The organism is Pseudoselenomonas ruminantium (assembly GCF_900104055.1).
Taxonomy (GTDB): domain Bacteria; phylum Bacillota; class Negativicutes; order Selenomonadales; family Selenomonadaceae; genus Selenomonas_A; species Selenomonas_A ruminantium_C.
Window position 1 is genome coordinate 1 of sequence record NZ_FNJQ01000011.1, and the last position, 24,309, is coordinate 24,309.

20 protein-coding genes are annotated in these 24,309 nt (G+C 53.8%); 3 read left to right on the forward strand and 17 right to left on the reverse strand.

What is annotated here, in order from left to right; all coding sequences use genetic code 11:
• Nucleotides 1-183 precede the first annotated feature (183 nt).
• From BLQ59_RS06185 to BLQ59_RS06220, 8 genes are all read right to left on the reverse strand, one after another.
• Nucleotides 184-759 carry an electron transport complex protein RnfA gene (locus tag BLQ59_RS06185; RefSeq protein WP_014423536.1) on the reverse strand — a complete coding sequence of 192 codons (576 nt, stop codon included), beginning with the start codon at nt 757-759 and terminating at the stop codon, nt 184-186.
• A gap of 3 nt (nt 760-762) precedes the next feature.
• A complete protein-coding gene (rsxE, locus tag BLQ59_RS06190) occupies nt 763-1,401 on the reverse strand; it encodes an electron transport complex subunit RsxE (RefSeq protein ID WP_074572026.1) in 639 nt (212 codons plus the stop codon).
• The gene (locus tag BLQ59_RS06195) at nt 1,401-1,961 is read right to left on the reverse strand and encodes an RnfABCDGE type electron transport complex subunit G (RefSeq protein WP_074572027.1); all 561 of its coding nucleotides are present in this window, start codon (nt 1,959-1,961) and stop codon (nt 1,401-1,403) included. Before BLQ59_RS06195 ends, rsxE begins: the two co-directional genes overlap by 1 nt.
• The gene (locus BLQ59_RS06200; RefSeq protein ID WP_074572028.1) at nt 1,961-2,971 is read right to left on the reverse strand and encodes an RnfABCDGE type electron transport complex subunit D; all 1,011 of its coding nucleotides are present in this window, start codon (nt 2,969-2,971) and stop codon (nt 1,961-1,963) included. Before BLQ59_RS06200 ends, BLQ59_RS06195 begins: the two co-directional genes overlap by 1 nt.
• Nucleotides 2,968-4,347 (reverse strand): electron transport complex subunit RsxC, encoded by a 1,380-nt coding sequence (gene rsxC / locus BLQ59_RS06205; RefSeq protein ID WP_074572029.1) that lies wholly within the window; start codon nt 4,345-4,347, stop codon nt 2,968-2,970. The genes BLQ59_RS06200 and rsxC overlap by 4 nt, the downstream gene beginning before the upstream one ends.
• Before the next feature lie 39 nt (nt 4,348-4,386).
• Nucleotides 4,387-4,812, reverse strand: coding sequence for a SoxR reducing system RseC family protein (locus BLQ59_RS06210; protein WP_074572030.1), 426 nt, complete (start codon nt 4,810-4,812; stop codon nt 4,387-4,389).
• A 164-nt stretch (nt 4,813-4,976) separates the two neighbouring features.
• On the reverse strand, nt 4,977-5,942 hold the full coding sequence (locus tag BLQ59_RS06215; RefSeq protein ID WP_074572031.1) for a coiled-coil domain-containing protein: 966 nt from the start codon (nt 5,940-5,942) through the stop codon (nt 4,977-4,979).
• 89 nt (nt 5,943-6,031) lie between these two features.
• Nucleotides 6,032-9,397 (reverse strand): DEAD/DEAH box helicase, encoded by a 3,366-nt coding sequence (locus BLQ59_RS06220; RefSeq protein WP_074572032.1) that lies wholly within the window; start codon nt 9,395-9,397, stop codon nt 6,032-6,034.
• A gap of 95 nt (nt 9,398-9,492) precedes the next feature.
• Here BLQ59_RS06220 and BLQ59_RS06225 point away from each other — a divergent pair, with 95 nt between their 5' ends.
• Complete coding sequence (locus BLQ59_RS06225; protein ID WP_074572033.1) at nt 9,493-10,554, forward strand: glycosyltransferase family 9 protein; 1,062 nt, start codon at nt 9,493-9,495, stop codon at nt 10,552-10,554.
• Between the two features lie 61 nt (nt 10,555-10,615).
• Here the strand turns inward: BLQ59_RS06225 and BLQ59_RS06230 are convergent, their stop codons facing one another.
• Nucleotides 10,616-11,872 carry a DAK2 domain-containing protein gene (locus tag BLQ59_RS06230; RefSeq protein ID WP_074572034.1) on the reverse strand — a complete coding sequence of 419 codons (1,257 nt, stop codon included), beginning with the start codon at nt 11,870-11,872 and terminating at the stop codon, nt 10,616-10,618.
• Between the two features lie 123 nt (nt 11,873-11,995).
• On the opposite strand from BLQ59_RS06230, the gene BLQ59_RS06235 reads away from it, so the two are divergent.
• Nucleotides 11,996-14,575, forward strand: coding sequence for a cell division FtsA domain-containing protein (locus BLQ59_RS06235; protein ID WP_074572035.1), 2,580 nt, complete (start codon nt 11,996-11,998; stop codon nt 14,573-14,575).
• Nucleotides 14,576-14,637: 62 nt separating this feature from the next.
• Here BLQ59_RS06235 and hcp read toward each other — a convergent pair whose 3' ends face one another.
• From hcp to BLQ59_RS06250, 3 genes are all read right to left on the reverse strand, one after another.
• The gene (gene hcp, locus BLQ59_RS06240; protein WP_074572036.1) at nt 14,638-16,272 is read right to left on the reverse strand and encodes a hydroxylamine reductase; all 1,635 of its coding nucleotides are present in this window, start codon (nt 16,270-16,272) and stop codon (nt 14,638-14,640) included.
• Between the two features lie 145 nt (nt 16,273-16,417).
• Complete coding sequence (locus BLQ59_RS06245) at nt 16,418-17,038, reverse strand: hypothetical protein (RefSeq protein WP_074572037.1); 621 nt, start codon at nt 17,036-17,038, stop codon at nt 16,418-16,420.
• 148 nt (nt 17,039-17,186) lie between these two features.
• Nucleotides 17,187-17,750 carry a TMEM165/GDT1 family protein gene (locus BLQ59_RS06250; RefSeq protein ID WP_074572038.1) on the reverse strand — a complete coding sequence of 188 codons (564 nt, stop codon included), beginning with the start codon at nt 17,748-17,750 and terminating at the stop codon, nt 17,187-17,189.
• 236 nt (nt 17,751-17,986) lie between these two features.
• Between BLQ59_RS06250 and BLQ59_RS06255 the strand changes: the two genes are divergently transcribed.
• Complete coding sequence (locus BLQ59_RS06255; RefSeq protein ID WP_074572039.1) at nt 17,987-19,543, forward strand: alanine/glycine:cation symporter family protein; 1,557 nt, start codon at nt 17,987-17,989, stop codon at nt 19,541-19,543.
• Here the strand turns inward: BLQ59_RS06255 and BLQ59_RS06260 are convergent.
• The 5 genes from BLQ59_RS06260 to atpA form a co-directional block, all read right to left on the reverse strand.
• A complete protein-coding gene (locus BLQ59_RS06260) occupies nt 19,508-19,942 on the reverse strand; it encodes a DUF3592 domain-containing protein (protein WP_041914228.1) in 435 nt (144 codons plus the stop codon). The genes BLQ59_RS06255 and BLQ59_RS06260 overlap by 36 nt on opposite strands.
• A gap of 70 nt (nt 19,943-20,012) precedes the next feature.
• Entirely contained in the window at nt 20,013-20,456 is a 444-nt protein-coding gene (locus BLQ59_RS06265) for a F0F1 ATP synthase subunit epsilon (RefSeq protein WP_074572040.1), read from the reverse strand.
• A gap of 3 nt (nt 20,457-20,459) precedes the next feature.
• The gene (gene atpD / locus BLQ59_RS06270) at nt 20,460-21,872 is read right to left on the reverse strand and encodes a F0F1 ATP synthase subunit beta (RefSeq protein ID WP_026765218.1); all 1,413 of its coding nucleotides are present in this window, start codon (nt 21,870-21,872) and stop codon (nt 20,460-20,462) included.
• A 23-nt stretch (nt 21,873-21,895) separates the two neighbouring features.
• A complete protein-coding gene (gene atpG, locus BLQ59_RS06275; RefSeq protein WP_074572041.1) occupies nt 21,896-22,747 on the reverse strand; it encodes an ATP synthase F1 subunit gamma in 852 nt (283 codons plus the stop codon).
• 20 nt (nt 22,748-22,767) lie between these two features.
• A complete protein-coding gene (gene atpA, locus BLQ59_RS06280) occupies nt 22,768-24,285 on the reverse strand; it encodes a F0F1 ATP synthase subunit alpha (RefSeq protein WP_074572042.1) in 1,518 nt (505 codons plus the stop codon).
• Between the last annotated feature and the right edge of the window lie 24 nt (nt 24,286-24,309).

Sequence of the window (24,309 nt, forward strand, 5' to 3'; positions counted from 1 at the left end):
CGTTGCTGGAAACTGAGCTGAACATACGCGCCGCCGGCCTGCCCGGCGCAGGTAACTAAAATAACGCGTACTACTGCTGGCGGGTCATTTAGTGAAGTGGCGAAGAAGTATCCCCACCTCCGCCTCACAAATCTGTAACCAATTGCATTTAATCTCGCACCAACAAACTGCAATTTATATATGTTACAACATTCCTGCGAACCCCAAGAAAGCTAACGACAGCATGCCTGCTAAGATAAAAGCAATGCCAATCCCCTGCAAAGGTTTGGGTACGTTGGCGTAGACCAGCTTTTCCCGCAGGGAGGCCATGAGAATGATGGCGACGGCAAAGCCCAGGCCGGAGCCGATGGCAAAGACAATGCTCTTCAGGAGGCTGTAATTATTCTCTACGTTCAGAAGCGGCACAGCCAGCACGATACAGTTGGTGGCAATCAGCAGCAGGTAGATGCCCCACATATTGTATAGGGCCGGGGCCTGCTTCTTGATAACCAGTTCCAGCAGCTGCACAAAGCTGGCCGTGAGCACGACGAAGACGATGGTGGTCAGGAATGTCAGCCCCAAAGGTTCCAGCACGAAGAAATAGACAATCCAGGCCAGGATGGAACTCATGGTCATGACGGAAGTCACCGCCATGCCCATGCCCACGGATGCACTGAGGTTCTTGGAAATACCGAAGAAAATGCAGAGGCCTAAGAATTTCGTCAGCACGAAGTTATTGACCACGACAGCGCCGATAAATAATGTTAAATACTCTCCCATGAGTTAGGCCTCCTTTCCAGCTTTTAATTCCGCAATGCGGGCTTTTTCTTCCTGCTTGGCATTCCATGTCTTGCAAGCCGCCACGAGATAACCGATCAGGATAAAGGCGCCCGGCGGCAGGATCATCATCAGCATGGGATCGTACCCTTCGCCGAAGACCGGCATGCCTAAGATGGTGCCTGCGCCAATCAGCTCGCGGATAACCGCAATGGTCAGCATGGCCAGCGTAAAGCCGCACCCCATGCCGAAGCCGTCGAGGAAGGACTTGAAGACGCCATTCTTTGACGCGAACACCTCAGCTCTGGCCAGGATGATGGCGAACACGACCACCAGCGCCAGATAGATGCCCATGGCTTTATAGAGCACGGGGAAATAGGCCTGCAATACCAGTTGCGCGACAGTTACGATGGTCGCAATCGATGTGATATACACCGGCACACGCACCTTGGGATTCACCCATTTGCGCACGATGGAAACCACTACATTATTGGTGGTGATAACAAAGGTCACCGTAAGCCCCATGGTCAGGCCATTGATGACAGTGGTCGTTACGGCCAGCGCCGGGCACAGGGACAGGGCCAGAATGAAAATCGGATTTTCGGCAATCAAACCTTTACTGAATATCTGCCAATGTTCCTTCATCACTTAGCACCTCCCTCAGCCTGATAGGCGGCTACCGCCTCCACGGCCTCCCGCACGCCCTTGGTCACAGCGCGCGAGGAAATCGTAGCGCCCGTCATAGCCTGAATGTTTTCCCTGTTGCCCGGATCTTTGGTGACCTCCAGCTTATCGGCACCTTTGCCCGCAAACATCTGCCGAAAGGCAGGTTTCTGGGCGTTATCCCCGAGCCCCGGGGTTTCGTTATGCTCCAAGATGGAAAAATCGATTACCTTGGCATCGGCCGTCACGGCCACGAGCATCTTGATCTTGCCACCATAGCCCTTGCTCTCGCCAGGCACGATATAGGCGATGGCTTTGCCGTCCTTTTCAGCCGCAAACCAGCCCTCATGACCGGCCACTTCCGTGAAGTGTTCCGCTTCGGGCACCAGGGATTTCATGGACTCCTGCTTCATTTCCTCGGCTTTCTGTGCTGCCACAGGCGCCGTCACAAAATACACGGAGCCGATGACGATGCCGGAGATAAAGCAGGCCGCCGCCAGATTGAAGGCAATCTTGAACGTGGAATGTTCGTTATTCGCCATTATTTCGCACCTCCTGCCCCAAAGATCCGCGGTTTGCAGAACCGGTCGATCAGCGGCGTCACCGCATTCATCAGCAGCAGGGAATAGCAAACCCCTTCGGGATAGCCGCCCACCAGACGAATCAGCACGGTTAAGGCACCTGCGCCCACTGCAAAAATCAGCTGGCCCTTAATGGTCATGGGAATGGTCACCATATCCGTTGCCATGAAGAAGGCCCCGAGCATCAGACCGCCAGCCATCACATGGAACATGGGATCGCCGGTAAAGAGACCAGACGGCCCGAAAATCCAGGTCAGCACCGCCACCGTCGCAATCATGGTCACGGGCACCTGCCAGTTCACATAGCCCTTCCAAATCAGGTACAGGCCACCGAGCAACAACAGCAGCGTGCTGGTTTCACCCAGTGAACCGTTTCTTGTGCCAATAAATAAGTTCCAGTACAAGTCCGACTGGCTGCCAAAAGTCGCCACGAGGGCATCATAGCCCTGCATCTTGAGGATATTGAGCGGCGTTGCGCTGGTCATGGCATCCACGCCACCAGCAGCATCCCGCATCTTCGTCCAGGTAGTCATGGCCACCGGCCAGGACACCATCAGCGCCGCGCGCCCAATATGCGCGGGGTTGAAGATATTGAAGCCCAGCCCCCCCATGGACTGCTTGGCCACGATGATTGCGAGTAAAGAGCCAATGGCCACCATATAGGGTGGCAGCAGCGGTGACATGGACATAGCCAGAAGCAAACCTGTGATGCAGGCACTGCCATCAAAAGCCGTAATCGGCTGATGCATGCCCTTCTGCCAGAGGAATTCACCTAAAACTGCAAAGACCACACCGACAAGCATATTGATAAGTGCAGGGATACCAAACCACCAGATGGCAAAGACCGCGGCCGGCAAAAGCGCCGCATTGACCTGCCACATGATATGGCTGATGGTTTCATCGTCACGGATATGAGGCGATACAGACACCGTAAAGAGTTCCGGTTCCTTCTTCATTACTTCCTCACTCATTTGACCGCCTCCTTTTTCGCTTCCGCAGCTTCCTGAGCTTTCTTCTGCGCCTCAGCCGCCGCTTTGGCCTTCATCTGTTCGGCCCGGATCACGCCCTTGGCATTCTTGATATACTGCACGATATTGCGCTTGGCCGGGCACACAAAGGTGCAGCAACCGCATTCTACGCAATTCATCAGGCCGTAATCATCCCGGCAGGCCTCATAAGCCTGACGCTCCGACAAGATGGAAAGCATGCTGGGCACCAGTCCCATCGGACAGGCCTTGACGCATTTGCCGCAACGGATGCAGTTCATCTCCGGACCATGATCCACCTGTTTGGCAGTCAAAGCCAGGATTCCCGAGGAGCCTTTCATCACCGGGACTTCAGCTGTGGCCTGGGCCATGCCCATCATGGGACCACCGGCAATTAATTTCTTCGGCTGCTCCTTAAAGCCACCGCAGTAGTCGATTGCCGCCTGATAGGGCGTGCCAATGCGGATGCGCAGATTTTTCGGCTCGGCTATGGCATCGCCGGTTACCGTCGTAATGCGCTCCGTCAGCGGCAGCCCATGTTCCACAGCATCGGCAATCGCCGCCACCGTGCCCACATTCTGCACCACCGCGCCCACATCCATGGGCAGACCGCCCATGGGTACTTCCCGGCCGGAAATCACTTTGATCAGCATCTTTTCCGCGCCCTGCGGGTACTTGGTCTTGAGCGCCGCCACTTCAATATCCGTTCCCTGCGCAGCCTTCTGCATGGCCTTGACGGCTTCAGGCTTATTGTCCTCGATGCCGATTACCGTACGTTTGACGCCCAAAAGTTTTTGCAGGATTTGGGTGCCTGTGATGATTTTTTCACCCTCTTCGAGCATCAAACGATAGTCGGCCGTCAGATACGGCTCGCATTCGGCGCCGTTCAGAATCAGGATATCCACGGGCTTGGCAGGCTTCAATTTGATATGGGCGGGGAAGGTTGCACCGCCCATGCCCACGATACCAGCAGATTGGATTGCCGCGAGAATCTCCGCATTCTCCATGGTCTGCCAGTTGCGCGTAAGCGGCAGGCCATCGGCCCATTCATCCTTGCCATCGCTGGCGATGACCACGCTCAGGCAGCTGCCCATACCCGAATGGGGCCTGGGCTCGATCTTCACGACCTTGCCGGACACCGGCGCATGGATATCTGCATGCATGAAGGCAGGACTTGTACCAATCAGCTGCCCGCGCTTGACCTCATCGCCGACCTTGACCGTCGGCGCACAGGGGGCGCCGATATGCTGGCCCATAGGAACGACTAATTCCTGGGGCACCGGCATATTTTCAATCGGCTTGTCCTTAGCCAGTTCCTTGCCGTCCTTGGGATGAATACCGCCCAGAAAACTTCCGAACATACAATCACCTCTTGTAACTCTCCTAAAATACCATATGTATCAAGACTGATGCTTGTCCAAAATCTCGACAATCACCGGTTTTAATGCCTGATTTTTCGCCGCCCGCCGGTCAAACTTCTTGATGACCATCAACGCGATAAGGAAGAAAATCAATGCGCCCAAAACATAAGGCAGGCTGCCACTCGCGTCCAATAAGGGTGCTGCAAAATGACCAATCGCTGCCCCCACCGCGCCGAAAATCAGCGGCAGGATAAAGACCACGAAGGCCCCGGTCAGCACATTCTCCTCCCGGAACTCGAAAAGCACCTTGTCTCCGGCCCTGGCTTCCACAGGATTGACTGCTTCCACCACTACCCGCTGAGCACCGCCGCAGGCCCCGCAAGAGCCGCATTCCTCATGGCGGGCAATGCGGACTTTTGCCATGCCATCAACGGTTTCCAAGACAATACCTTGTTCCTGCTTCATTTATATCACCTCCACAAGGTACACAATACATACTATTCGATTTCATACAGTCAAAGTCCTGTTTTTTATTTTTATTATTTTTTTATTATTAAAGTCAATTTTTTATTCAGAACATTAAAAAGCTGCCCTCCCTGAGGGAGAACAGCTACAATTTTATACTTTTTTCAACGCTCTAACGCATCTTCTACGGTCAATTTCTTGATGTCTTCTATATGGTTGATAATCTTTTCATTGACTTCTGCCTTCTTTGCCAGGGTTCCCTCCTGCGTTAAGTTGCCTTGCATTTCCAACGCAGAATCCCTGCCTTTATCCACCAATCTGCCGGTTTCATCCTCGGCTTTCTCAGCTCTGGCCTTGCCCTCTTCTACGGCTTCCTGCACCACATCCGCCGCAGTCGGCTGGCGTTTGCCGTTCTCATCTGCCTGTTTCTGTATCTGCTCGACAGCACGGGTAGTCATGGATGCCTCACTGTCCCGCAGTTCCAATTCCCCATTGCGAATTTTGGCTTTATTCGCAGCAATACCCAAATCCGCCCGCTCTTTCAAAGCCTGCTGTGTCAGGAAATCCTTCAGCTTCCCATCGCGGGTTATATCTGCGGCAGCATTGTAGATTTTCCGATTCAGCTGGTCAATCTGCTTTTGCAGACCGGCAATATCCGCCGCCATATACTTGCCATCATTTTCCTCAATGTTCTTCTCAATACCACGCTTCTTGTCATAAAGGGCATAGAGCTTGTCATCCAAAGTCATGCCCTTATCCTTGAGTTCATCCGCCTGCGCCTGCAAATCTTCCCGTTCCTTGTCCGTCAAGCTGGAATCTTTAGCCAGCCGCTCTTCAATCTCTGCTGCCTGCTTCCTATACTCTGCCTTGTCCCGTTCCTCCTGACTGAGTTTATACAGCTGCTTTTCTGCATCCGTCATAAAATCCGTCTGCGACAGCCGCTTCAAAGGGTCAAGTGCGTCCTCGCTAAGCTTGCGCCCTTCTTTGCTGATATAGACCTCCGCCGCCTTGCCGATAACCGTATCTTCCTTCTCCTTATGCGGGGAAGTATCCTTCTGCATCTTCTGCCAGACGGATTCTATCTGCAATAAACTCTGCTTATCCTCTGCCACATGGGCAATCATTGCCATTTCTTCTCCCTCCCTTGACTAGACACTCTCTAATCATACTATCGGCGAAAGGGTAAAATTCTTAATGGTAACTTGATTATGAACCAACCTTATTTCTGGAACAGCTCCCGTATCTCCTCATCCGTAAGCCGCGACAGGAAGTTTTCTCCGGGCTGGATCATCTGGTCGATCAGGGATTTTTTCTTCTGCTGCAGCTCGTAGATCTTTTCCTCCACCGTGCCCTTGGCCAACAGGCGGATGACCTGCACGTTGTTCTTCTGCCCCAAACGGTAAGCACGATCAGTGGCCTGATCTTCCACTGCGGGATTCCACCAGGGATCGAAGTGGATGACCATATCGGCCCCGGTAAGGTTCAGCCCTGTGCCGCCCGCCTTGAGAGAAATCAGGAACACTGGCGTCATGCCCTCATTGAAAGCCTTGACCAGACGGATGCGCTCTAAAGACGGTGTCGAACCATCCAAATAGTAATAGGAAATCCCCAGCTGCTTGAGCCGCTCGCCGATATGCGCCAGCATAGTCGTGAACTGCGAGAAGATCAGGATGCGGTGGCCCCCCTCGACAGCTTCGCCCACGACTTCTTCGAGCTGGTCGAGCTTGCCCGAACCGCCGGTATAACCTTCCAGGAACATCGCCGGATCACAGGCAATCTGCCGCAGGCGCGTGAGGATGGCCAGTATCTTGATGCGGCTGTCCTCGCCGGAAGCCAGCTGCTGGGCAAATTCCTTCTGACTCTTGAGGAACCAGCCCTGATAGACCTTCTCCTGCTTCGGCGTCATAGAACTGACCATCTTGCGCTCCACCTTATCGGGCAGTTCCGTGAGTACATCCTTTTTCATGCGCCGCAGGATAAATGGCATCACATGGCGCTTCAGATCCTTCAGGCTGCGCTCGTCCTGCTCCCGCACGATTGGCGTTTCATAGCGGTCCTTGAATTTCTTGTGGCTCAGCAGATAGCCCGGCATCAGGAAATCAAAGATGGACCATAATTCTGTCAATGTATTTTCAATCGGTGTACCCGTCAGCGCAAAATAGCCACTGGTCTTGAGCCGCTTGACGGCCCTTGCATTCTGCGTGGTGGGATTCTTGATATGCTGGGCTTCATCCAAGAATGCATAGCGGAAACGCCGCTTTTCGTACATATCGATATCCCGCTTGAGCATATTATAGGTCGTAATCAGAACATCGAAGCTGGCATCAGCCTCTGCCAGCAGCTTTTCCCGCTCCGCCTTTGTTCCGGCTACAGCACAGGCCTTGAGCTCCGGTGCAAAGCGCTCGATTTCATCGAGCCAGTTATACATCAGCGAGGTCGGTGCTACTACCAAAGATGGCGGCTGCTGGTAATCCTGCTTGGCGAGCAGGAAAGTGATGACCTGCAGGGTTTTCCCTAGCCCCATATCATCGGCCAGGATGCCGCCCAGATGGTAATCAGCCAACGAGGATAGCCAGCTGTACCCCGTGACCTGATAGTCGCGCAGTATGCCCTTGAGGCTCTCCGGCACTTCTGCTGTATTATCCTCAGGATGGCGGATATCCCGCACGATAGCTCGGAACTCACGGCTGCGCTCCAAGCGCAAGGATTCATCCGCCCGGGCCAGCTCATCTAAGTACATGGCCTGCGAGATTGGCAGCTCCACCTTCATACCATCCGCTTTCGCCTTGCCAATGCCCGTGTTGTCCACAAAATCGGCAATAGCCTGCATCTGCTGCTCGCCCAGCGTGATAAATGTCTTATCCTTCAGTCGGTGATATTTGCGCTTTTGCCGATAGGAATCGAGGATTTCCATGAGTTCATTGAAATCCAGGTCCTTGGCATTGAAGGTAACTTCCAAAAGATCCGTATCGTTGACACTGACACCGGCCGTGACCTTCGGCATTGGCCGCACGGGCCGGTTGGCAAAGGCATCGGAATAGAACACCTCTACCCAATCCGGCAGGTTCGGTAATTCTTCCACCAGGAAGTCATAGCTTCTTTCCTCATCTTTCTGTACCAGCTGGTCCCGCTTTTTCTGGAAGCCATAGTGTGTAAGCCGCAGCAGGAGCTCCTCCTCACTGCGTTCATCCCGTACGAGCTTGCGCCCGTCCCGCAGGGGCGGTTCCTTTTCCACCAAAGGATTGAAGCTGGCATCTCCATAGGCAAATTTCGGCCGTACGGCAATGCCGTCCCCTTCATAGTCGATATAAAGCTCTGCGGCCAGCGGCTGTACCACATACTGTTCCTGAAACTTCGGTGCGATTTCCACCTCAGCAGCCAGTTCCATCTGCGGCAGGACCTGACCAAAGAAAGCCGCCAGATCCGCCGTATTGATGTCAATGGCAGTGCTGCTGTCAAAAGTGCGCTTCAATGGCCTGAACCCTCGGGCAAATTTGGCATCCGTCTGGTAGATCACGCCCTCTTTGTAAACGATCTGCCCATCCTCACTCAGGCACAGCACCTCACCATCCTTGATGCGCAGCTGTCCATGGCCTTTGTTTTCCCGCAGCTCCATCACCAGCCGGGGATTGCCCTGGCGCGTGGTGACCGTTTCCCAATCCCCGTTTTCAATGCGCATATCAAAGGATGTATCGCCCATGATTGCCAAGAATTCCCTGAGCGACTCATCCGTCAGATTAAACTGCTTCTGATCAAAGAGATAGGAGTGAGTGCCCATATAATAGTAACGATTGGCTGAACCCGCCGCAAACATGCCCTGCTCCAGACGGCTGTACTTTTGGATCAAGGCGTAGATTTTGGCCGATATTTCATCGCCCCAACGCACATTCCCGAGATTGACCTGATTCTTCGTGCCCAGCTGCCAATCATCACCACGTTCCATCGCCTGAAGAAAATTACCGATATTCTTCACCACATAGAGCTTATCCAACCCAAAACGAAATTCCAGCCACAAGCGGTTATTGCCATAATAGGAATCAAAGCCCAACCGGGGCACTAGATGCCCAAACTCTGCCTGAGTCCCGTGCCTCCTCGCCCGATCCTCGTCAGCAGCTTCCCGGAAGGCTTCAAACATCCGCTGCACCGCCATGGACTGCTTCCCGTTTGCTGACCATGCCTCCTTTTTCTCCAGCATGCTGCGCGCGGTTTCAATCCCCATTTCTTCCATCACACCGCGCAATATCTCCTTGGCCGACTGAGACCTTGCAAACCGTGGTGTGATATCCGCCTGCGACTCCTGCTCTTCCTGTATCGCCTTCAGCACCGCCACCACATGCTTGCAGGCCCCCAGATACTGCTCTGCTGCCGGACAATCGCATTCATAGCGTTCCACATTGTCCCCTTTTTGACTCAGCTTTACATGAACATGATAATCCTCTGAGCCATAAACCGTAGCCGCCCACTCCGTAGCCGCAGGGTTCAAAGCCTCCACATCATCTACCCGGTAATCATTATAATAATCAACCCCGCGCCGATACACCGTCTCACTGCTGGCCAGAGATTTTATCGTGATATCTTTTAACATCGCCCGTTCCCTTTCTCTTGGACATTTTCCCCTTGCTGTGCTAAGATAAATCTATTCCTTAATTGTACTATGAACGAAAGGTAAAACCAACCTCTATGGAAAATAAACACAGGAGTCAAATCCTTATCCTGCGCCTCTCTGCCATCGGTGATGTACTCCACGCCACCCCTGTAGCCCGGGAGCTCAAGAAACTGCAGCCCAACGCACATATCACCTGGATGGTCAGCCCGCCGGCAGACAAACTCTTAGCAGAAAATCCCGATATCGACGAAGTACTGGTCTGGGACCGAAGGCCTCTGGACAAAGCCTTTGCCAGTTTTGACCTGCCCACCGCATACCGGGAACTAAAAAAAGCCCGCGCCCTGTTAAAGGCACGGAACTTTGATCTGGTTCTCGATATTCAGGGATTATTCCTGACCGGCCTGCTGGCCAGGCTGTCGGGCGCAAAACGCCGCATTGGCATCCACGAGCGCCACGAAGGCAATCCCTTCTTCATGAGCGAGATGGCGCCCAATATCGAAAGCCCGCATAAGGTGCTGCGCTACCTGAGCGCCCTGATGCCCTTAGGCTTTGACCTGAAGAACTTTACACCGGGACTGACGCTGAACCTGCCGGAAAGCCTCAAAGGCTTTGCCGAAAATTTTTGGCAGGAACATGGCATCGATCCCCAGCGCCCCATCCTGATGGTCACCATCCGCACCACCTGGCCGGACAAGAACTGGGAACCGGAAAACTTCGGCAAGGCTTTGAAAGACCTGCCGGAACATGTGCAGATTGTCTTCTGCGGTGCACCCAGCGATGAAGTCTTCATCAAGGAAGCCCAGTCCCAGATGGACCGCACCAGCATCTCCATTGCCGGGCAGACCAGCCTGCTGGAACTTGCAGCCCTGCTGCAGTCCGCCACGCTGCTGCTCTCCTGCGACACCGGCCCCCTGCATATCGCCGATGCCATCGGCTGCCGGACGCTCTCCCTCTGGGGCCCCACCCAGCCGGATGTATACGGGCCGCTGACCAAAGGCCACGAATTCATCCTCACGCCCCACGAATGCAAACGCTGTCTCAAGACAAAATGCAAGTACAAGACCAACGCCTGCATGAAGGCTATCACGCCGGAGATGACCGCAGAGAAACTCAAAAATATTTTTGACATTAAATAAAACAAAGCCCGGGGACTCATTACCAGTCCCCGGGCGTCTTTTCATATCGATGTAAACCTAATTATTTTGCTTCTTCTGCCGCTTCCCGCATCACGATGGCATTTTCCACCGCTGTGAGATTCGGATCGAAGGCTTTGATGGCTGCGGCCTGCTGCTGTTTGCTTTTGCAGAGCACCAGCTCGATGCGCTCGCCTAAGAGACGCTTCACCTGCCGGAAGGCCTGCCAGAAATCGCGATTCCAGGCCACCATCACATAGGCATAGGCCAAATCGCTATGGGCAGCATTGACCAGCTCTGCCACCGACGGGCTTTCCGCCTCGCTGCCCGTTACCAATATCTGCACCCCCTGCTCCTGTAATTCCTTGGCCTGCACTTTGTTTTCTGCTACGGCCAAAAGAGCTACCTTCATCACGGCATCATGGGCAGATAAGCTATGCGGCTCGCTCATATTCGTGACATGGATACCCTTGAGCGGTCCCCAGCCAATAGCCTGCTCGATGACCTTGCCAGGGTGGTCGGTATGCAGGTGCACATCCACACCAGTTGCCGCCCGCTCTACCAGCGCAAAGGACGAAAATTCCTTGAGATGCGCCTCCAATTCCTTCATATCCACCTGCACGTTCTTCACGGAAAAACGCACACAATACGGACGGACCACATCAAAGCGGGGATCTGGGAGTCCCGCCTGCTGCGCTTCAAGTCCCAGAGAAAGACTTACTGCTGGCGAAACGAAATTGCCATCCAGCCCCTTCAGGCATCCTTGCAGGAAGGCAAACATGATCCGCGCCCCTGCATCTTCTTCCCCAATCTTTGCCAAAGCCCTTTCACCAGCGGCAATAGCCGTCTCCAATATCTCGGAGATGGGCTTGTTAGCCCGCACGGCATGATAAGCACCCTTAGCCACTTCCTTGGCCAGCGTGATGATGGGACGCTCCGGCTGTTCCGGAATCACACGCTGAGCGTAGAGAATACCATACTGGAAGGCCTTGCCAAACTCTGTGGACGTAGCATTGTGCTTGCCCAAGAGTCCCTTGCCCAAACCACGGAACATCTGCGCCAGCACCACGCCGGCACTGCCCCGGGCACCGAAGAGCGCCCCAGAAGCCACCCGGCGAGCCAGACCGCCGATGCTGTCATCTTTGGCATCCTTGAGCGGCATGATGGCCGCCCCCATGGTCCGCAGCACATGCGTGCCGGGCATGCTGCCCGCGCCCTGCATGCGGTTGATCTCCTCATACTCCAGCAAGAATTCACTGTAGGCCCCGGAGACCATGCGCTTAAAATCACTGCCCGTAATAACTTCTCGATTTCCTGTCATAGTATCACACTCGTTTCTATAACTGTTTTCATAAGATTTTCGGCAAAAAACAGGATTATAATGTATATTTCGCGAAATAATAAAAATAACCTTTTAAAATTACGCAAAGTGAGGAGTTTTTTTATGCCAACAATCAAGAAAAACACCACTGATATACAAACTGCAGAAAAAGCCTCTGCGCCAAAAAAAACCACGGCCCGCTCGGCCAAAAAAGCCAAACCGGTGGAAAGTCCCACGGAAGAGCTGCGGCCGGAAGTTGTCGAGGCTATCAATGTTATTAAAACACCGCCTCCCAAAGCTGTCAAGGAGCATGAGCGGATTTTTGCCCTGGACATCGGCACACGCAGCGTCATCGGCATTGTCGCCGAAGAAGGCGATGACGAAAATCTCCATGTCATCGCTACAGACCGATTGGAGCATAAGACCAGGGCCATGCTGGACGGCCAGATTCATGACGTCCCGCAGGTAGCCGCCGTGATTGAAAAGGTCAAGAACTCCCTGATTGAGAAAACCGGCCCCATCAAGACCGCGGCTGTAGCTGCCGCTGGCCGTGCCCTCTACACCATGACCGCCGAAGCGGAGATGGAAGTCAATGGCCTCATAACCGCCGAGCAGCAGCGCAACCTCGATTTTGCCGGTGTGCAGGCCGCACAGGCCGCCCTCGCGGAAAGCCACACGGTGGACGATCCCACCCGCTATTACTGCGTGGGCTACAGCACCATCCGCTATGTGCTGGACGATATCCAGCTCAAGATGCTGATTGGGCAGCGTGGCAAGAAGGCCAAGGCCGTGGTTATCGCCACCTTCCTGCCCCGGCAAGTCATCGACTCCATGCAGTCAGCCCTGCACGCCACGAACCTTGAGATGCGCGCCCTAACCTTGGAGCCAATCGCAGCCATCAACGTGCTGATTCCGCCCACCATGCGCCATCTGAATCTCGTGCTTGTAGATATCGGCGCAGGTACCTCCGACGTGGCCATCACCAAAAACGGCTCGGTCATCGCCTATGGCATGGTGCCGCTGGCCGGTGATGAAGTCACCGAGGCCATCAGTCAGCGTTTCCTATTGGACTTCAATATCGCTGAACGCATCAAACGGCAGGCTTCCGTGGGCGAAGATGTACATTTTACCGATATCCTGGGCGTGGAATACAATCTTTCCGCCGCCGATATCCTCGATCCGGTAATGCCCAATATCGAAAACCTGGCCAACGCCATTGCCAAACAGATCTTCGAACTCAACGGCGATACCCCGCAGGCCGTGATGCTGGTAGGCGGCGGTTCGCTTACGCCAGGACTGTCCCACTTCGTGGCCGATGCGCTGGGCATGCCGGAAAACCGCGTGGCCGTACGCAAACCAGATGCCGTCAACGGTATCGTGGATATTCCCGAGGAACTGCACTATCCGGATGCAGTAACCCCCTTGGGCATCCTGAAGATTGCCTCCCTGAACACCCTGCACTTCCTGTCCGTCTATGTCAACGACGAGGAATACAGCCTGTTCAATTTCCGGGAACTCACGGTGTCCGACGCCCTGCTGAATGCCGGCATCAACATGCGCAAGTACAATGGTCACCCAGGACTCGGCCTGATGGTCAACATCGGTACCGAGAAAAAATTCTTCCCGGGCACTTTGGGCACCTTTGCCAGGATCACGCTGAATGACGAAGAAGCTGACCTCGATACCGTGATTCGCGACGGCGCCCGCATCACGGTTATCCCCGGCGAGAACGGCACAACGCCGACCGTACGGTTAGGCGACCTCGTGACCGCCGGACAGGAATACACCATCTACATCAATGGCCGGGAAAAACATATCCGTCAGAAAGTCACCGTCAACGGCAAGGAAGCGGAAGCCGACCAGCTTTTGGCCGACGGCGATGTGATTGAGAGCCGGGAGTTCAAAAGCCTCGGCGAAGCCTTGCTAGCCGCCGGCTATCCGCCCACTGGGCGCAAGATCCACTACACCCTGAACGGCAAGGAAACCACCTATAGCTGCACACCGGAAATCCTCCTGAACGATATCCCCGCCAGCATCTCCATGCCCATCCACGAGGGTGACCATGTGGAATACATGGCTGATGAAGATCCGAAACTCGGTGACATCCTGAATATCAAGAACTCCGATACCTCCGTGATGATCTATTACGAGGGCAAGGAATTTGCCATTCCCTCCGCCAATGTGGAGCTGATGGTCAACGGCCGTACCGCCAGCCCCGGCACCATCATCGATGACGGCTGCGAGGTGACCTACCACACATCTGAACGCATGACGACTACCGTCAGCGATGCCCTGCTGGCTGTCAACTTCCAGCCTCCCGCTGCTACCAGCCGCGTGAACTTCACCATTCTCGTCAATGGCCAGCCCGTGGACTTCATCGATCCGGTGAAGAACGGCGATACCTTGGAAGTAAAACTGACCAGCCGGGATGTGCCCATTACGCCATCCCTGTCGGCCACAGCAGCCGGAGCCGCCGTACCACCGGAGACCAGCGCTGCTTCCGTCCCCATAACACCGGCACCTGCTTCCATCCGCGGCGTCCCCACCCTTTCCACCATCAATGCTGCCGATGCTGCGCCCATGCGTCACGCCGAACCCAGCAAACATATTCCGGGACTGGCTGAAGCCATTGGCCAGACCAATGCTGCACCAGCTGAAAAACCCGTACGCCGCTCCATCGCCGATTTTATCCGTCGCGACTAAATGACAGCATAACAAAAGCTCTCGCAGGATTCAACTCCTGCGAGAGTTTTTCTATTTCAGCATCAACCAATCATCTTTTTGATATCTTCTTCCACCGTGGAAATGGTGCCGATACCGAAGTTTTCCACCAGTACTTTTGCCACATTCGAAGAGAGGAACGCCGGCAGCGTCGGCCCCAGATGGATGTTCTTCACACCGAGGTGCAGCAGAGCCAGCAGCACGATCACGGCCTTCTGCTCATACCAGGCGATATTGTAGGCAATGGGCAGTTCATTCACATCAGCCAGGCCGAATACTTCCTTGAGCTTCAGCGCAATCAGGGCCAGGCTATAGGAGTCATTGCACTGGCCGGCATCCAGCACGCGGGGGATGCCGCCGATATCGCCCAGATCCAGTTTGATGTACTTGTACTTAGCGCAGCCTGCCGTAAGGATAACCGTATCCTGCGGCAGGGCTTTGGCAAACTCTGCATAGTAATCACGGCTCTTCATGCGGCCATCGCAGCCAGCCATCACCACGAACTTCTTGATGGCACCGCTCTTTACCGCCTCGACTACCTTATCCGCCACAGCGAAGACCTGCTCATGGGCAAAACCACCCACGATCTGTCCCTGCTCGAGTTCCGTCGGTGCTGCGCACTTCTTCGCCAGTTCAATGATGGCCGAAAAATCCTTCGTGCCATCAGCCTTGGCCTCGATATGCTGGCAGCCCGGCACGCCCGTAGCCCCCGTGGTGAACAGGCGTTCCTGGTAGCTGGCCTTCGGCGGTACCACGCAGTTGGTAGTCATGAGAATCGGGCCGTTGAAAGCCTCGAACTCTTCCTTCTGCTTCCACCAGGCATTGCCGTAGTTGCCCACGAAATTCGCATACTTCTTGAACTTCGGATAATAGTGGGCCGGCAGCATTTCACCATGCGTGTAAACATCCACGCCCGTGCCCTGCGTCTGTTCCAGCAGCATTTCCAGGTCCTTGAGATCATGACCGGAAATCAGGATGCCCGGATTATTGCGCACGCCCAAGTCCACCTTAGTGAGCTCCGGATTGCCATAGGTTTCCGTGTTGGCCTTGTCCAGCAGAGCCATGCCATCCACACCCCACTTGCCTGTCTCCAGCGTCAGTGCCGTCAGCTCATCGGCCGTCAGGCTGTCATCCAGCAGTTTTCCGAGTGCCGACTGCAGGAAGGCATCAATGGCCTCATTCTCATACCCCAGGACATTGGCATGCTTCTGATAAGCAGCCAGACCTTTCAGCCCATAGGTAATCAGTTCACGCAGGCTGCGGATATCTTCATTCTCCGTGGCCAGCACGCCAACCTTGGCAGCCTTGGCTGCAAATCCATCTTCCGTATCATGCCACAGAGCTGCATCCGGCAGATTTTCCCGGTCAGCCAGCTGCGCCAGAAGTTCCTGCTTCGTCTGCAAAGTCTGAGCCACGCGGGCAGCAATGGCCTCCTGATCGAAATTGGCATTGGTGATGGTGATGAACAGGTTGATGGTAATCAGGTAATTCACCTCAGGGCTGACCTTTTTCCCTTCTGCCCGCAGACGGGTGGTAACTGCTGACAAGCCCTTGGTCACATAGATCAGCAGATCCTGCATGGCTGCCACTTCCGGCTTCTTGCCGCAGACACCCACCTGGGTGCAGCCTTTGCAGCCAGCAGTTTCCTGACACTGATAGCAAAACATTTTCATTTCCATAATACACTCTCCTCGCATACACGCTTTCGTCATTCACTGACTTCATTATAGCGATAGCGAGGCCTGCCGACTGTAACGCTTGTTACACCTTGCCTCAATAAATAAAAAGGCCGCAAACCGAAGTCTGCGGCAAAATAAACCTGTCTTAAGCAGCGATGTCAACCTTCCCCCCTGGGGCTGGTTTGGGCTTGTAATTGCTGATCTGGGCATTCGCCTGTTGGAAACGGCTATGCCCGAGGTTCGTCTCCGTACCGAACTGAGACACACGCGTCACATCGAGGGCTGCTTTCATGCTGTGCGCCGTGTTTTCCTCACCTTGTTTAGCAACTGCCTTGGCCTGCTGCTGGAACTTACTGGAACCTAATTTGGTTTCATTACCAAAATTCGACACCTCATAGTAGGACTTCGCCTTATCCATGATCTGCGAGGTATTCTTCATACCCACATTATTGGTCTTCTGGTTGTCACGCTGGAAGGCACTCGTGCCGATTTTGGTATTGTTACCAAGGTTGGACGCCTTATAGATAGCCGCTGTTTCCTTTGCAATCTGCGAGGTCTCCCGCTCACCGATGCTGATGACGGTATCGTTATTGCGCTGGAACGGACTGGAACCTATCTTGGTTTCATTGCCGAACTGCGATACTTTGCTATAAGACGCTGCCTGGTCGCTACGCTCTTTAGTCGCTTGCATTCCCACAGAATGAACCTCGCGATTGATTTGCGGGAAACTCGAAAGCGTCGTAGCCCCTACACCCGAGATACCCATAATCGATCCCTCACTTTCCCTGAGACATTCCTTAATCCTTTATATATAGGTATACAGCCCTAATATAATTATAAACAGTTTTTGTCTATGTTGCAAGTGGTTGAACGATATTTATTATTGTTTATTAGTGTACTCGTAGCAGCCGGAATTAAAATAACGCCTGAATCAGGCCTAATGTCCCAAAAAGAATGAACAGACCTGCCGAAATCTTCTGCATGGTGGCCGTAGAGACTTTTTTCTGCAGATAATTACCTGCCACCAGGCCCATGCCATCGGCCAGGATCATGCCCGCGACAACCCCGGCAAAAACCATCAGCCAGCTGCCATAGTCAGCCGCCAAGGCCACTGCCGCGAGCTGTGTCTTATCCCCCATCTCGCCGATAATGAAGGTCAGCGCCACTGTCACCACCGGGCCAAAACGGCTGGTCTGGCATTCTTCTTCCTCATCGCCATCCTCACCCTTCAGCGACCAAAGGCCGAAGCAGATAAAGAGAATCGAGGCTGCAATGGCCATTTTTTCCGCGGGCAGGAAGCTGCCGATAGTTGCACCTAGCAGCACCGCCAAGGCATGTACCACGATGATTCCCAAAGTCATGCCAACAAACACCCGGCGGCTGTCATACCGACCAGCCAGCGCCATCACGAGGAACTGCGTCTTATCCCCCATCTCGGCAAAAAAAATCAACAAAAACGCCGCCCAAAAGGCTTCCATGAAATCCACTCCTAAATTTTTACACAAATGATAGCTCTCATTATAACGCTATTGTTGAGATTTTGTCGATAGGATTTTACAGCATCAATATGCAAAACAGCCTGTATGCGCACAGACTACAAAATACACAGCACAAACACCAATATCCATATTATATCGAGTGTGCTACAATTGAGACAACAATTCTGGCAGTCATCCGGCTGCTTATCTAAACGTGTCACAGGAGGTCTTAATTCATGTATGAACTAATCGGCAGCATTTGTGCTGTCTTCCAGAATCTTGCCGATCTGGTCTGGGGATTCCCCACGAATCTGGAATGGTATGCCCGGCTCCCCATCATCGGAGAATTGCCATTGGTCATCATTCTCTTAGTGGGAACTGGCATTTATTTCACCCTGCAGTTGGGTTTTGTGCAGGTCAAATATTTCCGCTATGGTCTGAACACCCTGATACATAGCCAAAAGACGGAGCAGGGCATCAGCCCTTTGGCCTCATTCCTTCTCTCTACAGCCATGCGCGTAGGCCCCGGAAATATCCTGGGCGTGACGGGCGCAGTTTCCACGGGTGGTCCCGGCGCCTTGTTCTGGATGTGGTTCTCCGCCTTCTTCGGCATGGCCACGGCTTTTGTCGAATCTACGCTCTCGCAGATTTACAAGGATAAGCAAGGGGATGAATATGTCGGCGGCCTGCCCTGCTATGGACGGAAACTTTTGGGTGGTGCTGCCATCATCGGCGGGACTTTGAGTCTGCTGTATATCGTCTATGCCTTGCTCTGCATTCCAGCTCAGGGTTTTAATACCATATCGGCCATGACGGCCATCACGCAGAATATAACAGGCGTGGAGCTGGCCGCTGACAGCACGCTTGTCTGGATTTTCTTCCTGCTGCTGATGGGCGTAACCACGTTCTCCATCTTCGGTGGACTGCGCCGCATTACCAAAATCACCGATGTACTCGTCCCCATCATGGCCGTTATCTATGTGGCCGCCGTTGTGATTATGGTCGCTCTGAACCTTGACCGTCTGCCCTGGTTCTTCTATGTGGTTGTAACCGAAGCCTTCCATCCCGAGCCAATTTTCGACGGTGCTTTGGGTATTGCCCTCTCACAGGGTATCAAACGCGGCCTCATGAGCAACGAGGCCGGACAGGGCACGCTGTCCATGCCCGCTGCAGTCTCCCATGCCAAACATCCCTGCGACCAAGGCATCATTCAGGCCATCGGCGTCTTCCTTGACACCATGGTCATCTGCACGCTGACAGGCTTCGTCCTCATCATGGGACAAGCATGGCTCGGCAATGGCGCTGCGGCTTGGATGGAAATGGGCCGTCTGGAAAAATTCCTGTTCTCCTGTGCACAGCTCTTAGGCGGTGGTGTTGGTTATGGGCTGGCTACGCTGGTTATCAGCATCTGCTTTGGCATCTTCGCCTTTACCTGCCTGCTGGGTTTCCTGTCCTTCTCGGAAATCTGCGCCCGGCAGATTTCCCATAACAAGATGTTCATTGCCTCCGTCCGTCTGGTGAATTTGACGGTACTGGCCTTCGGCATGGTCACCAACATTGCCGGCTTTGACCTCAGCGCACTCTGGAACCTCAGCGACTTTGCCAATATCGTCATGGTCTGCTGCAACCTGCCGTTGCTCTATCTAGGTTTCGGCAAAGTGCAAAAAGCCTTCGCCAATTTCGAAGACCAGAAGGAAGAATTCAATTCTGAAACATTTGGTACGCCCGTGCCAGTTTGGGACGAATGCAGCACAGCATCAACTTTGCACATGATAAAGGATGCCCAGAGTTAATAACGTCATCAAGGTAAGACTCCACCCCACCAACCGAAAAATCATAATCAAGCGATCATAGTTCCCAATGTTGGCATAAAAATTGCTTGGATTACCCGGTTCATAGTACAAGACGGTCTCAGCATATAATTCGCCTTGTTCCGATAAACCGACAGATGATTTCTCCTCATAGTGCTTTCCCTGTACGTCATAAGCATATACCGGAAACCAAAAGTAATCCGTTGCACTACCATAATCATGCGCGACTCTTTCATGCGACCAGCGAACCACCGTCCCCTTTGTCTCTGCCGTACAAACCGCTAATTTCTTTTTTATCTTCCATTTTATACCGACGGCTACCAATATGAATATAACGCCTACGAGCATAATAAACGCTGGCGCTAATAACCACTCAGACATATTTAATCTCCTCACATATGATATACATGGAAACGGCTTGCAGATTTCTCTGCAAGCCGTCTTTTATTGCTTATTTCAGATTCTCTATTTCCGTTCCCGTTGCTCTGAGGCGGGCGATGGCACGCCGCAGGGCCAGCTGAGCACGTTCGATATCGATGTTTCTGGCTTCGTCGCCTCCCTGATGGAAAGCAGCGATACGCTCTTTGGCGCGGTCCATGGCACGCTGAGCACGATTGATGTCGATATCAATGGGCTGTTCAGCGGCGGTGGCCAGCACCGTGATCTTTTCCGGCGTGACTTCCATGAAGCCGCCGGACACAGCGATAAGCTGTTCGTCCCTGTCGGAACCATTGAGGCGCACGCGCATGGCATGGGGCAGAAGGCCCGTCACCAAGGGAGCGTGCTTGGGCAGGATACCGAGCTCGCCGCCCGTGGAACGGACGATCAGCATGCCGATATCTGCAGCATAAACCACTTTATCCGGGGAGACAATCTCTAGCTGAATCGTAGCCATAGATTATCCCTCCTTTTCCAAGGTCTTTGCTTTCTCCACAGCCTCGTCGATGTTGCCTACCATATAGAAGGCAGCTTCCGGCAGGTCATCGTATTTACCTTCGAGAATTTCCTTGAAGCCGCGCACCGTTTCTTTGAGCGGTACGTATTTCCCCGGGGAACCCGTGAATACTTCTGCTACGAAGAACGGCTGGGACAGGAAACGCTGAATCTTACGCGCACGGGATACGGTGAGCTTATCTTCGTCAGACAGTTCTTCCATACCCAGGATGGCGATGATATCCTGCAGTTCCTTGTACTTCTGCAGTACAGCCTGCACGCCGCGGGCCACCTGATAGTGTTCCTCGCCGAGAACTTCGGCGTTGAGGATACGGCTGGTGGAATCCAGCGGGTCAACGGCGGGGTAAATACCCAGCTCGGCAATCTGACGAGAAAGTACCGTCGTTGCATCGAGGTGGGTAAAGGTACCAGCCGGAGCCGGGTCAGTGAGGTCATCGGCGGGCACGTATACGGCCTGTACGGAGGTGATGGAACCTTCCTTGGTGGACGTGATACGTTCCTGCAGTGCACCGATATCGGTGGTCAGCGTCGGCTGATAACCTACGGCCGACGGCATACGGCCGAGCAGTGCGGACACCTCGGAACCTGCCTGGATGAAACGGAAGATGTTATCGATGAAGAGCAGCACGTCCTGATGCTGGACATCACGGAAGTATTCTGCCATGGTGAGGCCCGTCAGACCTACACGCATACGAGCTCCGGGGGGTTCGTTCATCTGACCGTATACGAGAGCGGTCTTGCCGATAACCCCGGATTCCTTCATTTCGCCCCAAAGGTCATTACCTTCACGGGTACGTTCACCTACGCCGGCGAATACGGAGTAACCGCCGTGCTCGGTAGCGATGTTATGGATAAGCTCCATGATCAGTACTGTCTTACCTACGCCGGCACCGCCGAAGAGGCCGATTTTACCGCCGCGGGCGTACGGTGCGATAAGGTCAACGACCTTAATACCCGTTTCGAGTACCTGTGCACTGGTTTCCTGATCTTCAAATTCCGGAGCAGGACGATGAATCGGCCAATACTCAGCGGCCTTGACCGGAGTTGGATCCTTATCCACAGTCTGGCCCAGTACGTTGAAGATACGGCCCAGCGTGCCTTCACCAACGGGAACACTGATCGGAGCGCCGGTATCTTCGGCGTCCATCCCGCGGGTGAGACCATCGGTGGAGCTCATGGCGATGCAGCGGGTTACGCTGTCGCCCAGGTGCTGCATGACTTCGACCACGAGGTCAATGTCTACTTCACCAGCTTTGCCCTTGATGGTGATTGCGTTCAATATTTCCGGCAGTTCGCCCGCCGGGAATTCAATATCTACGACAGGTCCGATAACCTGTACGACTTTACCTTTTGCCAATGGTAAACCTCCTTACGATGCCCTTATTTCAGAGCTTCGGCACCGCCAACGATCTCGGTGATTTCGTTGGTGATACCTGCCTGACGTACCTTGTTGTAGTAGAGGTCCAGTTTGCTGATAAGCTCTTCTGCGTTGTCCGTTGCATTGCTCATGGCGTTCATGCGGGAGCTGAGTTCGCTAGCCGCAGACTGCAGGAGCGCTGCATAGATCGTGGTGTAGAGATACTGCGGCAGCAGGCTCCCCAACACCGTAGCTGCATCCGGTTCATAGATGTACTCGGTATGCGGCCCTTCCGCCTCAGACTCTGCCTCAAAAGGCAGGAGCTTTAAGACCTGGGGTTCACAGTTGATGGCCGAGATGAACTTCGTATAAACCATCTGCACTTCGCGGATCTCGCCGGTCTTGAAACGTTCCACCAGATCATCGGCCAGTTTCTTGGCCAGATCGAAGTTGGGGCGCTCGCTGACGCCGATAACGCTCTTTACTACATCGTAACCACGATTCTTGAAGTAGCTGGCACCCTTGCGGCCGACGATGACCATCGGGGTGTTTGCCTTATCCTCTACCAGTGCTTCCGCTGCCTTGCAGGCGTTGGATGAATAAGCACCGGCAAGGCCCTTGTCACTGGTGACAAGCAAAATGAGCTTTTTGCCGTCCTCATGCTTAGTCAGCAGGGGATGGGAAAAATCATTTCCCGCGGTAGCAGCAATCTGCTGTACCACCTGCACGACCTTTTCTGCATAAGGTTTGTTGGCAAGTGCTGCCTCTTTGGCATGACGGAGACGCGAAGTCGCCACCATGTTCATGGCACTGGTTATCTGCTTGGTACTCTTTACGCTCTTAATGCGATGGCGGATGTCCTGTAAACTAGCCAAAAAGAATCACCTCGCTAACCTTATGCCATTTTGTATGTTACAGTTTCCTTGAATTCTTCGATAGCTTTCTTGAGGTCAGCCTCAATCGCATCATCAAGTTTCTTCTGCTCGGCAATCTTGTCCCCGATATCCGGATGCTGAGCGCGCATGAACTTCAGGAAGTCATTGTGGAACTCAACAACACGTTCTACCGGAATGTCTGCGAGGAAACCGCGGACAGCGGTGAAAATCACCATAACCTGTTCCTGTACGAGGAGCGGGCTATACTGTGCCTGTTTCAGGGTTTCAACCATGCGGGCACCGCGGTCGAGCTGTGCCTTCGTGGCCTTATCGAGGTCAGATGCAAACTGAGCAAATGCTGCCAGTTCGCGATACTGAGCCAGGTCAAGACGCATGGTACCAGCAACCTGCTTCATGGCTTTGATCTGTGCCGAGCCGCCTACGCGGGATACGGACAGACCTACGTTGATAGCCGGACGGATACCGGAGTAGAAGGCATCGGATTCCAGCATGATCTGACCATCGGTAATGGAGATTACGTTGGTCGGAATGTAAGCGGAAACGTCGCCGGCCTGGGTTTCGATGATCGGCAGGGCCGTGATGGAACCACCGCCCAGTTCGTCACTGAGCTTCGCTGCACGTTCGAGCAGACGGGAATGTAAGTAGAATACATCACCAGGATATGCTTCACGTCCGGGCGGTCTGCGGAGCAGCAGGGACATAGCGCGGTACGCAGCTGCATGCTTCGTCAGGTCATCGTATACGCAAAGGCAGGCTTTGCCCTGGTACATGAAGTGTTCGGCCATCGCAACACCGGCATAAGGAGCCAGATACTGCAGCGGCGCACTGTCAGCAGCCGTAGCAGCTACGACGATGGTGTACTTCATGGCACCGGCTTCTTCCAAGGTCTTAACCACACGGGCTACCGTGGAAGCCTTCTGACCGATGGCTACATAAACGCAGATACAATCCTGGCCCTTCTGGTTGAGGATGGTATCAACGGCGATAGCCGTCTTACCGATACCACGGTCACCGATGATGAGTTCGCGCTGGCCGCGGCCGATAGGTACGAGGGCATCGATAGCCTTCAAACCGGTCTGCAGCGGTTCATGTACGGACTTGCGGTCCGCAATGCCCGGTGCGCGGTACTCAACGGGACGGAAGGTGTCGGCTTTGATGTCGCCCTTGCCATCGATCGGACGGCCGATAGCGTCAACAACGCGGCCGATCATGGCTTCGCCTACCGGCACCTGCATGATCTTGCCCGTGCGCTTAACCTGCGCACCTTCTTTGATCTGGGTTTCGCCGCCTAAGATAACGGCACCCACGTTGTCCTGTTCAAGGTTCAGGACCAAACCATATATATCATTACCAAAATCCAACAGCTCACCAGCCATGGCTTTTTCGAGACCATGGATATGGGCGATACCATCACCGATTTCGATAACCGTACCAACTTCATCGACGTTCAAGTCTACTTCGTAGTTCTTGATTTGGTCTTTGATGATGGCCGTTATTTCTTCCGGATTCATTTTCATAACTTCGCTGTCACCCCAGTTTCA